Genomic DNA, 13,518 nt, shown 5'->3' on the forward strand with positions numbered 1-13,518 from the left:
GCCCGGGCCCGCCCGACCGGCGTGAGTGAGCTCGATCGGGTGCTCGGTGGCGGCCTGGTGCCCGGCGCCGTGGTGCTGCTGGCCGGCGAGCCGGGCGTGGGCAAGTCCACCCTGCTGCTCGACGTGGCCCAACAGTGGGCCGCCGGGGCGGGCAGCCCGTCGCTGGTGGTCAGCGGCGAGGAGTCGGTCAGCCAGGTACGGCTGCGCGCCGAGCGGATGGGCACCCTGCACGACCAGCTCTACCTGGCCGCCGAGAGCGACCTGTCGGCCGTGCTCGGCCACCTCGACGCGGTCAAGCCCGGGCTGCTGGTGCTCGACTCGGTGCAGACCATCTCCACCCCCGCCACCGAGGGCGTGCCGGGCGGTGTGACGCAGGTCCGGGCGGTCACCGCCGCGCTGGTCTCGGTCGCCAAGGAGCGCGGCATCGCCACCGTGCTGGTCGGCCACGTGACCAAGGAGGGCCAGGTCGCCGGGCCCCGGGTGCTCGAGCACCTGGTCGACGTGGTGCTGCACTTCGAGGGCGACAAGCACTCCTCGCTGCGGATGGTGCGCGGCGTCAAGAACCGGTTCGGCGCGGCCGACGAGGTCGGCTGCTTCGAGATGCACGAGGGCGGCATCAGCAGCCTCGCCGACCCCTCCGGCCTCTTCCTGACCCGCTACGCCGAGCCGGTGCCCGGCACCTGTGTGACGGTGGCGATGGAGGGCCGGCGGGCGCTGGTCACCGAGGTGCAGGCGCTCATCGGCGCGACTGTCGCCGGCTCGCCCCGGCGTACGGTCTCCGGCCTCGACTCGGCCCGGCTGGCGATGGTGCTGGCGGTGCTGCAACGGCGCACCGAGCGGCTGACCCTGCACGACCGGGAGGTCTTCGCCGCGACGGTCGGCGGCATCCGCGTGGTCGAGCCGGCCGCCGACCTGGCGGTGGCGCTCGCGGTCGCCTCCGGCGGGCTCAACCTGGCGATCGCGCCGCATCTCGTGGCGATCGGCGAGGTCGGGCTCACCGGCGAGGTCCGGCGGGTCGGCGCGGTGCCGCGCCGGCTGGCCGAGGCCGCCCGGCTCGGCTTCCGGGTCGCGCTCGTCCCGCCCGGATGTGGGCCGGAGTCGACAGGCGTGACGCCGAACCAGATGCGGGTGATGGAGGTCACCGATGTCCGGTCGGCCCTGCAGTGTGCCGCGCGCGCGTCGGCGGAGTGACCCACCGTGGCCGGGCGGCCGGACCGCGAGGGCGATACCGGACAGCGCGCCACGGGCCGGGCAACGGGGCATCGTGACACATCACAGTAACCACGACAGCACCCACCGCACGGCAGTCCGTAGACTGTGCCCGTGCCGATCGACCGCGATACCACCAAGCCTGCCGGCGCGACACCCCACGCCCGCACCGGCGCCGTGGGCTCGCCGGCCCGTCCGATCAGCGTGAACGTGACCGGCGGCGCCGTGGGTGACCCGCTACGCGCGAACCTGGCGTTGATGGCGCCCGGCACCGCGCTGCGCGACGGACTCGAGCGGATCCTGCGCGGCCGTACGGGCGCGCTGATCGTCCTCGGCTACGACAAGGTCGTGGAGGGGCTCTGCACCGGCGGTTTCCCCCTCGACGTCGAGTTCTCCGCGACCCGGATCCGGGAACTGTGCAAGATGGACGGCGCCGTGGTGCTCTCCAGCGACGGCACCCGCATCGTCCGGGCCGCCGTGCACCTGATGCCCGACCCGTCCATCCCGACCGAGGAGTCCGGCACCCGGCACCGCACCGCGGAGCGGGTGGCCCGGCAGACCGGCTACCCGGTCATCTCGGTCAGCCAGTCGATGCGGATCATCAGCCTCTACGTCAACGGCCAGCGGCACGTGCTGGACGACTCGGCCGCCATCCTCTCCCGCGCCAACCAGGCCCTGGCCACCCTCGAGCGCTACAAGCTCCGGCTCGACGAGGTCTCCGGCACCCTCTCCGCGCTGGAGATCGAGGACCTGGTCACCGTACGGGACGCGGTCTCCGTCGTGCAGCGGCTGGAGATGGTCCGCCGGATCGCCGACGAGATCGCCGGCTACGTGGTCGAGCTGGGCACCGACGGCCGCCTGCTGGCGCTGCAGCTCGACGAGTTGATGGCGGGCGTCGACGCCGACCGGACGCTTGTCATCCGGGACTACCTTCCGGCCGGCCGCAAGTCGCGCACCCTGGACGAGGCACTGGTCGAGCTGGACCTGCTCAGCGCCACCGAGCTGATCGACCTGGTCTCGGTCGCCAAGGCGATCGGCTACCCCGCCGCGTCCGACGCGCTGGACGCGGCGGTCAGCCCGCGCGGTTTCCGGCTGCTGGCCAAGGTTCCGCGGCTGCCGGCCGCCGTGGTGGACCGGCTGGTGCTGCACTTCGGCAGCCTCCAGCGGCTGCTCGGCGCGACCGTGGAGGACCTCCAGGCCGTCGAGGGCGTGGGTGACGCAAGGGCGCGCGGCGTACGCGAGGGCCTGTCCCGGCTCGCCGAGGCGTCCATCCTCGAGCGGTACGTCTGACCGTTCCGGGCGAACGTTCGCTCTGCTCCGGCCCGACCGGCCGCCGGTGCCCGGAGCGACCCCCGCCCGCTCTCAGCCGTTGACGGTCAGCTTCAGCGGCTCGCTGAGCTTCGTGTCGACCCGGGCGAAGACCTGGTACGTCCCGGGCTGCACCTGCGGGCCCGCCGCCAGCCCGTCCGCGCACCGGGTGGTGTCCCGGCCGTTCCACGTCACCTGGAACATGTGCTCGATGTTCGGCGTGAACGACTTGACGTCCGAGCCCGTGGCCTGACCGCAGGTGTCGGAGGACCAGATCTTCTCCGCACCGGACTTGATGAAGATCTCCTGGAGGCTCGCGCCGACGTCACGGCTGCACGTCCGGTCGGAGATGTTCTTGATCCTCAATTGCAGGTCGACGGAGGCTCCGACGCCCACCGAGGCGGGCAGCGCCACCGGGGTCACCTTGATCTCGGCGTCGGCGCAGCTTCCGTCGTTCGACCCTCCGTTGGCGGGGGCCGTCGGGGCGTCGTCGCCCTGCGAGGTGGGCGCGCCGGCGCTCTCGTCGCCGCCGTCGGGACTTTCCGACGTCTCGGGCGGGGGCGCCCCGGTCTTCGGGGTGAGCAACGTCTGCGTCGGGCTCGGACTGACCGACGAGGACGAGCTCGCCCCGGCCTGCGGCTTCTTGTCGCCGGTGTTACCCGATCCGGTGCACGAGTAGAGCAGGACAATCAGGAAGAGAAGCCCCGCTCCGAGTACGACGGCGCGACGCCGCCAGTAAACGGCGGGTGCCAGGGGGCCGACCGTCAGACGCATGATGCCCCCACCGTATCCGCGTAGCAGAGTCGTGGCGCGGCACGACGCGCCGGAACGTTCGCCGAAGCGTCAAGATCGGCATCCACTGTCGACAGCCTAGTCCACCGGACACCGGGCTCAGAGGTAGACCTTGCGCTGGTAGACGGCGTGCGCGCCGGCGACCCGGTCGAGGAAGAGCAGCCCCGCGCAGTGGTCGATCTCGTGCTGGAGCGCGCGGGCCTCGAAACCGTCGGTGACCAGTCGTACGGCCGCACCGCTGCCCGGCAACTCGCCCGCCACCACCAGGCGGCCGGCCCGCTTCACGTCCCCGGTCAGGTCCGGCACCGACATGCACCCCTCCCGCCCGGCCTTCCAGCGGGTCGCCTCGACCACCCGGGCGTTGCAGAGCACGAAGGTGCCGTGCACGGTGACGGCCTTCGGGTGCCCGCTCACATCCACCGCGAAGACCTGGGCGCCCACCCCGATCTGCGGAGCCGCGAGGCCCACGCAACCGGGCGAGACGCGCATGGTGGCGATCAGGTCGGCGGCCAGCCGTACCGTCTCGGGCGAGCTGGGGTCCACGGTGTCGCCCGCCCGGCTGAGCGCCGGATGCGGGGCGGTCACCACCGGACGGAGCTCACCGGGGACGCCCAGCGTCTCCGGTGTCCAGTCGCCCAGCCCGACGTACTCCCCGTCGCTCGCGGGCGCGTCCGACGCGCGCACCTCGTCACTCACAGCAGATCCGGGTCCGCGGGCCGGAGGTTGGCCTCGACGCCCAGGTCGGCGGCGGCCCGGTGGAGCCGGTCACTCAGGTCGTCGGCCGCTCCGGGCGGCAGGTCGACCTCGGCGACCACCACGTAGAGCGTGCCCGCCAGCCGGGTGCTCAGGTCGGTGAGGTTGCCGCCCACGTCGGCGAGGACCCGGGTCATCGCCGCGACGATCCCCATCCGGTCGGCCCCGTGCACGGCCATCACGTACGGTTCGCCACCGGTCGTCTCGGCGCCGTCCGGGGTGACCGCGCGTACGGTCGCCAGCAGCTGACCGTCGGCGGCGAGCGGCGCCAGCGCGGCCTCCACCTCGGCGGCGGCGGGACCCACGCAGATCAACGTCATGGCGAAATGGCCCCGCAACCGGGTCATCGTGCTGTCGGTGAGGTTCGCGCCCAACCGGGCGAGCACCTCGGCGACGTCGGCCACGATGCCCGGGCGGTCCCGGCCGATGACGGTGATCGCGAGCTCGTTCATCCGCGCATTCTGCCCGATCCGCCACCCGTGCCGGAGCTGCCCCGCCCGGGCCGCCCACGCTACGGGAAGACCGACGCGTGACATGATCGGCGGACGATGACTGAGTCGACGTTCGCCACCCTGGTCAGCCGCTGGTACGAGGAGAACGCCCGCGACCTGCCGTGGCGCAAGCCGGGCGTCAGCCCGTGGGCGATCCTGGTCAGCGAGGTGATGCTCCAGCAGACGCCGGTGGTCCGGGTGCTGCCCGCGTACGAGGCGTGGCTGGCCCGGTGGCCGGTGCCCGCGGCGCTGGCGGCGGACACTCCCGCCGAGGCGATCCGGATGTGGGGGCGGCTCGGCTACCCGCGCCGGGCGCTGCGGCTGCGGGAGTGCGCGACGGCGATCGTGGAGCGGCACGGCGGGGAGGTGCCGGACCGGCTCGACCAACTGCTGGCGTTGCCGGGCGTCGGCACGTACACGGCCCGCGCCGTCGCCGCCTTCGCGTACGGGCAACGGCACCCGGTGGTCGACACCAACGTACGCCGGGTGGTCTGCCGCGCCGTGGCCGGTGAGCCCGACGCCGGACCGGCCACCCGCCCGGCGGACCTGCTCGCCACCGAGGCACTGCTCCCGGCGGAGCCGGCCGCCGCCGCCCTGGCCAGCGCGGCCTTCATGGAACTGGGGGCGGTCGTCTGCACCGCCCGATCGCCGCGCTGCGACGCCTGCCCGGTCGAGTCGACCTGTGCCTGGCGCGCCGCCGGGCAGGCCGCACCGGCCGGCCCCACCCGCCGCCCCCAGCGGTACGCGGGCACCGACCGCCAGGTGCGGGGGCTGCTTCTCGGGGTGCTGCGCGAGACGACCGGCCCGGTGCCGCGGCAGCGGCTCGACCAGGTGTGGAGCGACGGCGAGCAGCGTGCCCGGGCCCTGACCGGCCTGGTGCGGGACGGCCTGGTGGAGCCGATCGGCGACGACTCGTACCGTCTCGTCGGCGACGGCCCCGCGCTACCGCTCGCCGACCTGACCCGCTGACCCGTCCCGGCCCGCCGGCGCGGCGGTGGTCGGCGGGGGCGACCGGTCGGCGCGAACGGCCGGTCCGCGCGAACGGCCCGGCCGCGCGAACGGCCCGGCCGCGCGAACGGCCCGGCCGCGCGAACGGCCGGGCGGCGAGGGACCTTGATCTACTCGATTTCCTTGTCGTCGGGGTGTCCCGGTCGGCGGATACCCCGACTTCCCTGATCCCGGGTCGATCAGGCGGAGCGGGCCTCACCGGCTGGGACGCTCACCCCCGGGAAGACCGGGCGACGAAAGAAGGCGGGGCCCCGGTGGCTCTCGCCACCGGGGCCCCGCCCCCTTACCGCCTCTGCCCGACGTCAGGCCGCCGCGTCGTCCGCGCCCGCAGTGGCAGCGCCACCGAGGTCCGCCGGCACGGCGTCCGGCACGGTGTCCGGCTTGTCCGCGCCCCGGAAGACGAGCTTCGACTTGTCGATGTCGCTCGGGTCGCCCTCGCAGTCCACCACCACGATCTGACCCGGGGTCAGCTCGTTGAAGAGGATCCGCTCGGAGAGGTTGTCCTCGATGTCGCGCTGGATCGTGCGACGCAGCGGACGCGCACCGAGCACCGGGTCGAAGCCCTTCTTCGCCAGGTACTTCTTGGCGTTGTCGGTCAGCTCCAGACCCATGTCCTTGTTGCGCAGCTGCGTCTCGATCCGCTGGATCATGATGTCGACGATCGAGAGGATCTCCGACTCGCGCAGCTGGTGGAAGACGATGGTGTCGTCGATCCGGTTCAGGAACTCAGGCCGGAAGTGCTGCTTGAGCTCGTCGTTGACCTTCTGCTTCATCCGGTCGTAGTTGGAGTCGGAGTCCTCCGACGCCTGGAAGCCCAGCGACACCGCCTTGGCCACGTCGCGCGTGCCGAGGTTGGTGGTCAGGATGATGACCGTGTTCTTGAAGTCCACGATCCGGCCCTGACCGTCGGTGAGCCGACCGTCCTCCAGGATCTGGAGCAGCGTGTTGAAGACGTCCGGGTGGGCCTTCTCGATCTCGTCGAAGAGGACCACCGAGAACGGCCGACGCCGCACCTTCTCGGTCAGCTGCCCGCCCTCGTCGTAGCCGACGTAGCCGGGAGGGGCACCCACCAGCCGGGAGACCGTGTAGCGGTCGTGGAACTCGGACATGTCCAGCTGGATGAGGGCGTCCTCGCTGCCGAAGAGGAACTCGGCGAGCGCCTTGGAGAGCTCGGTCTTACCGACGCCGGACGGACCGGCGAAGATGAACGAGCCCGACGGACGCTTCGGGTCCTTCAGGCCGGCGCGGGTACGCCGGATCGCCTTCGAGACCGCCTTGACCGCGTCCTCCTGGCCGATGACGCGCTTGTGCAGCTCGTCCTCCATGCGCAGCAGGCGCGAGGTCTCCTCCTCGGTCAGCTTGTAGACCGGGATTCCGGTCCAGTTGCCGAGCACCTCGGCGATCTGCTCGTCGTCGACCTCGCTGACGACGTCCAGGTCACCGGCCTTCCACTCCTTCTCCCGCTGCGCCTTCTGGCCGAGGAGCTGCTTCTCCTTGTCCCGCAGCTGGGCGGCGCGCTCGAAGTCCTGCGCGTCGATCGCCGACTCCTTGTCGCGGCGGACCTGGGCGATCCGCTCGTCGAAGTCGCGCAGGTCTGGCGGAGCGGTCATCCGCCGGATCCGCATCCGGGCACCGGCCTCGTCGATCAGGTCGATCGCCTTGTCGGGCAGGAAGCGGTCGGAGATGTACCGGTCGGCCAGCGTCGCGGCGGCCACGAGAGCCGCGTCGGTGATCGAGACCCGGTGGTGCGCCTCGTAGCGGTCGCGCAGCCCCTTGAGGATCTCGATGGTGTGGGCCAGCGAGGGCTCACCCACCTGGATCGGCTGGAAGCGGCGCTCGAGAGCGGCGTCCTTCTCCAGGTGCTTGCGGTATTCGTCGAGGGTGGTGGCACCGATGGTCTGCAGCTCGCCGCGGGCCAGCATCGGCTTCAGGATGCTCGCCGCGTCGATCGCGCCCTCGGCGGCACCCGCACCCACCAGGGTGTGGATCTCGTCGATGAAGAGGATGATGTCGCCGCGCGTCCGGATCTCCTTGAGCACCTTCTTGAGGCGCTCCTCGAAGTCACCGCGGTAACGGGAACCGGCGACCAGCGCACCGAGGTCGAGCGTGTAGAGCTGCTTGTCCTTGAGCGTCTCGGGCACCTCGCCCTTGATGATCTTCTGGGACAGCCCCTCCACCACGGCGGTCTTACCGACGCCGGGCTCACCGATCAGGACCGGGTTGTTCTTGGTACGGCGGGAGAGCACCTGCATGACCCGCTCGATTTCCTTCTCGCGCCCGATGACCGGGTCGAGCTTGCCCTCGCGGGCGGCCTGGGTCAGGTTACGGCCGAACTGGTCCAGCACCAGGCTGGTGGACGGCGCGGCCTCACCCGAGGCGGCGCCGGCGGCAGCCGGCTCCTTGCCCTGGTAACCGGAGAGCAGCTGGATCACCTGCTGGCGAACCCGGTTGAGGTCCGCACCGAGCTTGACCAGCACCTGGGCGGCGACGCCCTCACCCTCGCGGATCAGGCCGAGCAGGATGTGCTCCGTGCCGATGTAGTTGTGCCCGAGCTGCAGCGCCTCGCGCAGCGACAGCTCCAGCACCTTCTTGGCCCGCGGCGTGAACGGGATGTGCCCGCTCGGCGCCTGCTGGCCCTGGCCGATGATCTCCTCGACCTGCTGCCGGACGCCCTCCAGCGAGATGCCGAGGCTCTCCAGAGCCTTGGCGGCGACGCCCTCGCCCTCGTGGATGAGACCCAGCAGGATGTGTTCCGTACCGATGTAGTTGTGGTTGAGCATCCGGGCCTCTTCCTGGGCCAGGACGACAACCCGTCGCGCTCGGTCGGTGAACCGCTCGAACATGCCCTCGTGCTCCTCACGTGCCGTGCGCCTTGATGGTCAAAGATCTTGGCGGGGCCGGTGCGCGGACGTCCGGGACGGGCGTCCGTGCCTCATTACTCTATCGCCGCGGACCGACTCAGCTGAGGTCGTGTGGCTCCGGCAGCGGCCGCATACGCGTCGTTTTGCACAACCGTGCGCGCTCAGGAGGTGTTCCGGTACCCCCAGCGCTACGCGGAGAGCGAAATTCTCACCGCCGCCCGAACGGGCTCTCCGGGCCTTCGGACGGGCCGGATCCGCGCCGGGCGGCCCCTCGACGGACCGCCCCGGGAGTCATCCACAGGCTGTGGACGAAGACTCCACCGGCTGTGGACAACGCCGACCCGCAGGGGTTTCTTCCCACCGCGACGTCGACGGCCGCCGCTGCGCCCATGAACGGGTCAATGACGCCAAAAGCGGGCGGTAACAGACATTGTCGACATCACGCCGAGTCGGGTCGGCCCGGGAACCCCTGGTCTCGGCAGCGGCGGGGCCGGAGACACGGCGACGCCGGCCCGGAGTCGCTCCGGCCCGGCGTCGTTCGCCGCTACAGTCGCCTCGGTCAGCGCCGGGCGTGGTACTCGTCGACGATCTCCTGGGGAATCCGGCCCCGGTCGGAGATGTCCTTCCCCGCCTTCTTCGCCCACTCCCGGATCGCGCGGTTCTGCTCACGATCGGCGGTCGCGCCGCCCCGGCCCCGGGCCGCCCGGCCACCGACCACCACGCCGCCGCGGCCGACCTTGGTGCCCGCCCCGACATACGGCGCGAATACGTCACGCAATTTCTCGGCGTTCGCACTCGACAGGTCGATCTCGTACTGGACGCCGTCCAACGCGAACTTGACCGTCTCGTCCGCGTCCCCGCCGTCCAGGTCATCGACCAGCTTGTGAATGATCTGCTTGGCCACGTCCCACATTCCTTTCGAGCAGGGTGCTCCTGCTAACTCGCAAGCACAATAACCCGTACGACGCGCGCCGCGTCAATAGGATGCGGTATGACAACCCGGCGGCGACCGGTGACTACTCGGGGCGGACCAACGGGAACAGGATCGTTTCCCGAATTCCCAGCCCGGTGAGCGCCATCAAGAGCCGGTCGATTCCCATTCCCATACCGCCGGCCGGCGGCATTCCGTACTCCATGGCACGCAGAAAGTCCTCGTCGAGCCGCATCGCCTCGTCGTCGCCACGGGCGGCCAGCTGCGCCTGGGCCACCAACCGTTCCCGCTGCACGACCGGGTCGACCAGCTCCGAGTACGCGGTGGCCAGCTCGAAGCCGAGCACGTAGAGGTCCCACTTCTCGGCGAGCCCCGGCTCGGTGCGGTGGGCCCGGGTGAGCGGGCTCGTCTCCACCGGGTAGTCCCGGATGAACGTGGGCTCGGTCAGCCCCGGGACGACCAGTTCCTCGAACAGTTCCTCGGCGAGCTTGCCGGGCCCCCACTTCGGGTCGACGGCGAGTTCGACCTTGTCGGCGTACTCCATCAGGCGGGCGTGCTCGGTGCGAACGGTGACCTCCTCGCCGAGCGCCTCGGAAAGCACCCCGTACAGCGTCACCGACCGCCACTCGCCGCCCAGGTCGAACTCCCGCCCATCGGCGTGGGTGACCACCGTCGAGCCGCTGACCGCGATCGCCGCCTGCTGCACGAGATTACGGGTCAGCTCGGCCATCGTGTCGTAGTCGCCGTACGCCTGGTAGGTCTCCAGCATCGCGAACTCCGGGGAGTGCGAAGAGTCGATCCCCTCATTCCGGAAGTTGCGGTTGATCTCGAAGACCTGGTCGACACCACCGACCACCGCGCGCTTCAGAAACAGTTCCGGAGCGATTCGCAGATACAGATCGGTGTTCAACGCATTGCTGTGGGTCACGAATGGCCGGGCCGCGGCCCCGCCGTGCAGCAACTGAAGCATCGGGGTCTCGACCTCGATGAAGCCCCGCCCGTGCAGGGAGTCGCGCAGGCTGCGCACCGCCGCGGCCCGGGTACGGACCATCTCCCGCGCCTGGGGGCGGACGATGAGGTCGACGTAGCGCTGCCGGACGCGGGCCTCCTCGGAGAGCGGCTTGTGCGCCACCGGCAGCGGACGCAGCGACTTCGCCGTGACCGCCCACTGGTCGGCCAGCACGGAGAGCTCACCGCGCCGGCTGGTGATCACCTCGCCGGTGACGCCGACGTGGTCACCGAGGTCCACCAGGCGCTTCCAGTCCTCCAACCGCTCCGGGCCGACCCGGTCGAGGGAGAGCATCGCCTGCAACTCGGTGCCGTCACCGTCGCGCAGGGTCGCGAAGCAGAGCTTTCCGGTGTTCCGTACGAAGATCACCCGACCGGTGACGGAGACCCGGTCGCCGGTCGCGGTATCGGTCGGCAGGTCGGCGTAGCGCGCGCGCACCTCGGCGAGGGTGTCCGTGCGGGGGTAGCCGACCGGGTAGGGCTCGACGCCGTCGGCGAGCATGCGGTCCCGCTTCTCCCGGCGGACCTTCATCTGCTCCGGAAGGTCGTCGGCGGGGTCCACGGGTAGGGCGTTCTGCTCGGTCACGGCATGCTTCCTCGTCAGGGAGATACGGGGGTCACGCCCGAGCGTACTCAAGCCCCCAGTCGGCCGTTACGGGATAACCTCCGCGCCATGGTTGATCACACTCAAGCCCTCTCCTTCGGGGCTGCGGCGGCGGAGTACGACCGCTTTCGACCGCACTATCCCGAAGCCGCGCTGCGCTGGGCGCTCGGGGATCCGGCCGGCTCGCCCGCCCGCGTCGTCGACCTCGGCGCCGGCACGGGGATCCTGACCCGGGGCGTACTCGCCCTCGGGCACGAGGTGGTCCCGGTGGAGCCCGATCCGGGGATGCGCGCCCAACTCGACGCGGCCACGCCGGGCACCACGGCGCTCGCGGGCAGCGCCGAGGCGGTGCCGCTGCCCGACGGCACGGCGGACGCGGTGCTGGTCGGGCAGGCGTACCACTGGTTCGACCGGGAGCGCGCGCACGACGAGATAGCCCGGCTGCTCCGTCCCGGCGGCACCTTCGCCCCCATCTGGAACACCCGCGACGAGCGGGTCGGCTGGGTGGCGGAGCTGGGCCGGATCGCGCACCTGGGGGACAACGCCGGGAACGTGGTCGAGAAGTACGCCGACTTCGGCCCGGAGTTCCAACCGATCGAGGTGGGCGAGTTCGACCACACCACCACGCTCACACCGGACGACGTGCTCGCACTGATCAGAACCCGCTCGTACTGGCTCACCGGTTCGGACGAGGACCGGCAGCGGGTGGAGCGGGGCCTGCGGGAACTCCTCACCACCCACCCCGACCTGGCCGGGCGGGAGACGGTGGAGCTGCCGTACCGGACGGTCGTGCTGCGGGCCCGGCGCCGCTGACCGGGAACCGCCCGCCGATCACGTGTTGCGTTCGTAGATCATCCGGAGGCCGATCAGCGTGATCATCGGCTCGTGGTGGGTGATCGTGCGGCACTCGTCGATCACCAGCGAGGCGAGGCCTCCGGTGGCGATCACCGCCTTCACGTCGCCGAGTTCCTCGGCCATCCGCTCGACGATGCGGTCCACCTGCCCGGCGAAGCCGAAGTAGAGGCCGGACTGGAGGCACTCCACGGTGTTCTTGCCGATCACCGATCGCGGCCGGGTGGCCTCCACCTTGCGCAGCTGGGCCGCGCGGGCGGCGAGCGCGTCGAAGGAGATCTCGATGCCCGGGGCGAAGGCGCCGCCGAGGAACTCCCCGCGTTCGCTGATGACGTCGAAGTTGGTGGTGGTGCCGAAGTCGACCACGATCGACGGACCGCCATAGAGCGTGTACGCGGCCAGCGTGTTCACCACCCGGTCGGCGCCCACCTCCTTGGGGTTGTCGATCGCCAACTGGACTCCGGTGCGCACCCCCGGCTCGACGATCACGCTGGGCAGCTTGTCGTAGTAGCGGGCGAGCATCGTCCGCAGCGAGCGCAGCGCCGCCGGAACTGTGGAACAGGCCGCCACTCCGGTGATCTCGACGGCGTCCCCGGCGAGCAGTCCCCGGAACATCAGCCCCAGCTCGTCGGCGGTCGACCGGGCGTCCGTCTTGATCCGCCACGAGTGCACCAGCTTGTCGCCGTCGAAGGTCGCCAGCACGGTGTTGGTGTTTCCGATGTCGATGCAGAGCAGCACGCACGAAGCCTAGACAACGCCCGTCGGTGCAGGATGCGGAGCGGGGGCCGCGCTACGGCCACGGCGACGCTTTAGAGCTGATGACGTAGACGATTCGGCACGAGCGGGACCCCTCGCTCACCGCCGGCCCCGCCACCCGGTCCCTTACGCCGCCAGCGGAGGCGGATCTCGTGGTGCGCACCTCGGCGGGGTCGGTGGTGGGCGCGCAGCTGCGCTCGGGCCGGCCGGTGCAGGAGTCGTACGCGGCGCAGCTCGCCTCGGCGCAGGGTGAGGTGGCGGCGCGGTTCGGGCCGGCGGCGGTGCTGCGGTTGGCGTGGGCCGGTTCGCGAAGCCGTGACCCGGTGCGGGCGCGGGCGCGGATCGGGGCGATGGCGCTGGCGGCGCGGGCCCCGTCGGAGGCCTCCCGGCGCGCGATGATCGAGTCGCGGCTGCCGGTGCGGGAGTGGCCGCGGGGTCGGCTGCTGGTGACCGCGGTGGACGCGGGCTCGGGTGAGTTCGTGGTCTTCGACGCCGACTCCGGGGTGTCGCTGGTGGACGCGGTGGGCGCCAGTTGCGCGGTGCCCGGGGTGTGGCCGCCGGTGACGATCGGCGACCGGCGGTACGTCGACGGTGGGATGCGGTCACCGGTGAACGCGGACCTGGCGGTCGGGGCGCGGCGGGTGGTGGTGCTGGCGCCGACGACGGCGGCGTTCGGTCCGATGCCGCGGCTGGCGGCGCAGGTGGCGACGCTGCGGGCGCAGGGCGCGCGGGTGGTCGTGGTGTCGCCGGACCCGACGGCGCGGGCGGCGATCGGGCGCAACGTGCTGGATCCGGCGCGCCGGGCCGCGGCGGCGCGGGCCGGCCGGGCCCAAGCCGACGCGGCGGCCGGCGAGGTGGCCGCGCTCTGGCGGGACTGACCCGCCCGGCGCGCGGCGGCCCGACCGGACCATGATGGTCCACCTGTCCCTTATACACATCTGAACC

The 13,518-nt window shown here is 71.7% G+C and carries 12 protein-coding genes; 5 read left to right on the top strand and 7 right to left on the bottom strand.

Annotation, left to right across the window (positions count from 1 at the left end):
* The coding region (gene radA, locus E1211_RS23545) for a DNA repair protein RadA (protein ID WP_132351187.1) at positions 1-1,191 on the top strand (1,191 nt) is incomplete at its 5' end.
* Between the two features lie 132 nt (positions 1,192-1,323).
* Entirely contained in the window at positions 1,324-2,499 is a 1,176-nt protein-coding gene (gene disA / locus E1211_RS23550; RefSeq protein ID WP_132351188.1) for a DNA integrity scanning diadenylate cyclase DisA, read from the top strand.
* A gap of 72 nt (positions 2,500-2,571) precedes the next feature.
* Here the strand turns inward: disA and E1211_RS23555 are convergent, their stop codons facing one another.
* From E1211_RS23555 to E1211_RS23565, 3 genes are all read right to left on the bottom strand, one after another.
* Entirely contained in the window at positions 2,572-3,291 is a 720-nt protein-coding gene (locus tag E1211_RS23555; RefSeq protein WP_132351189.1) for a hypothetical protein, read from the bottom strand.
* Positions 3,292-3,408: 117 nt separating this feature from the next.
* Positions 3,409-4,005, bottom strand: a complete 597-nt coding sequence (locus tag E1211_RS23560; RefSeq protein ID WP_243709661.1) for a peptide deformylase — start codon at positions 4,003-4,005, stop codon at positions 3,409-3,411.
* Positions 4,002-4,514 (bottom strand): glycine cleavage system protein R, encoded by a 513-nt coding sequence (locus tag E1211_RS23565; protein WP_132351190.1) that lies wholly within the window; start codon positions 4,512-4,514, stop codon positions 4,002-4,004. Before E1211_RS23565 ends, E1211_RS23560 begins: the two co-directional genes overlap by 4 nt.
* Before the next feature lie 96 nt (positions 4,515-4,610).
* On the opposite strand from E1211_RS23565, the gene E1211_RS23570 reads away from it, so the two are divergent.
* The gene (locus E1211_RS23570) at positions 4,611-5,522 is read left to right on the top strand and encodes an A/G-specific adenine glycosylase (protein WP_132351191.1); all 912 of its coding nucleotides are present in this window, start codon (positions 4,611-4,613) and stop codon (positions 5,520-5,522) included.
* Between the two features lie 341 nt (positions 5,523-5,863).
* Here E1211_RS23570 and E1211_RS23575 read toward each other — a convergent pair whose 3' ends face one another.
* From E1211_RS23575 to lysS, 3 genes are all read right to left on the bottom strand, one after another.
* Positions 5,864-8,404: an ATP-dependent Clp protease ATP-binding subunit gene (locus tag E1211_RS23575; RefSeq protein WP_132351192.1), complete on the bottom strand. Its 2,541-nt coding sequence runs from the start codon at positions 8,402-8,404 to the stop codon at positions 5,864-5,866.
* Positions 8,405-8,981: 577 nt separating this feature from the next.
* The gene (locus E1211_RS23580; RefSeq protein WP_165947327.1) at positions 8,982-9,326 is read right to left on the bottom strand and encodes an Lsr2 family protein; all 345 of its coding nucleotides are present in this window, start codon (positions 9,324-9,326) and stop codon (positions 8,982-8,984) included.
* 112 nt (positions 9,327-9,438) lie between these two features.
* Entirely contained in the window at positions 9,439-10,947 is a 1,509-nt protein-coding gene (gene lysS, locus E1211_RS23585) for a lysine--tRNA ligase (protein ID WP_132351193.1), read from the bottom strand.
* Between the two features lie 87 nt (positions 10,948-11,034).
* Between lysS and E1211_RS23590 the strand changes: the two genes are divergently transcribed.
* Positions 11,035-11,778 (top strand): class I SAM-dependent methyltransferase, encoded by a 744-nt coding sequence (locus E1211_RS23590; RefSeq protein ID WP_132351194.1) that lies wholly within the window; start codon positions 11,035-11,037, stop codon positions 11,776-11,778.
* Positions 11,779-11,796: 18 nt separating this feature from the next.
* On the opposite strand, the gene E1211_RS23595 is transcribed toward E1211_RS23590, so the two are convergent.
* The gene (locus tag E1211_RS23595) at positions 11,797-12,555 is read right to left on the bottom strand and encodes a type III pantothenate kinase (RefSeq protein ID WP_132351195.1); all 759 of its coding nucleotides are present in this window, start codon (positions 12,553-12,555) and stop codon (positions 11,797-11,799) included.
* Positions 12,556-12,728: 173 nt separating this feature from the next.
* Here E1211_RS23595 and E1211_RS23600 point away from each other — a divergent pair, with 173 nt between their 5' ends.
* Complete coding sequence (locus tag E1211_RS23600; RefSeq protein ID WP_243709662.1) at positions 12,729-13,451, top strand: patatin-like phospholipase family protein; 723 nt, start codon at positions 12,729-12,731, stop codon at positions 13,449-13,451.
* Positions 13,452-13,518 lie beyond the last annotated feature (67 nt).

Source organism: Micromonospora sp. 15K316 (assembly GCF_004348525.1).
Lineage (GTDB): Bacteria > Actinomycetota > Actinomycetes > Mycobacteriales > Micromonosporaceae > Micromonospora.

Coding starts and splice junctions, on each gene's coding strand:
- E1211_RS23555 (WP_132351189.1), bottom strand. CDS start 3,291: ATGCGTCTGACGGTCGGCCCCCTGGCACCCGCCGTTTACTGGCGGCGT.
- E1211_RS23565 (WP_132351190.1), bottom strand. CDS start 4,514: ATGAACGAGCTCGCGATCACCGTCATCGGCCGGGACCGCCCGGGCATC.
- E1211_RS23570 (WP_132351191.1), top strand. CDS start 4,611: ATGACTGAGTCGACGTTCGCCACCCTGGTCAGCCGCTGGTACGAGGAG.
- E1211_RS23575 (WP_132351192.1), bottom strand. CDS start 8,404: ATGTTCGAGCGGTTCACCGACCGAGCGCGACGGGTTGTCGTCCTGGCC.
- E1211_RS23590 (WP_132351194.1), top strand. CDS start 11,035: ATGGTTGATCACACTCAAGCCCTCTCCTTCGGGGCTGCGGCGGCGGAG.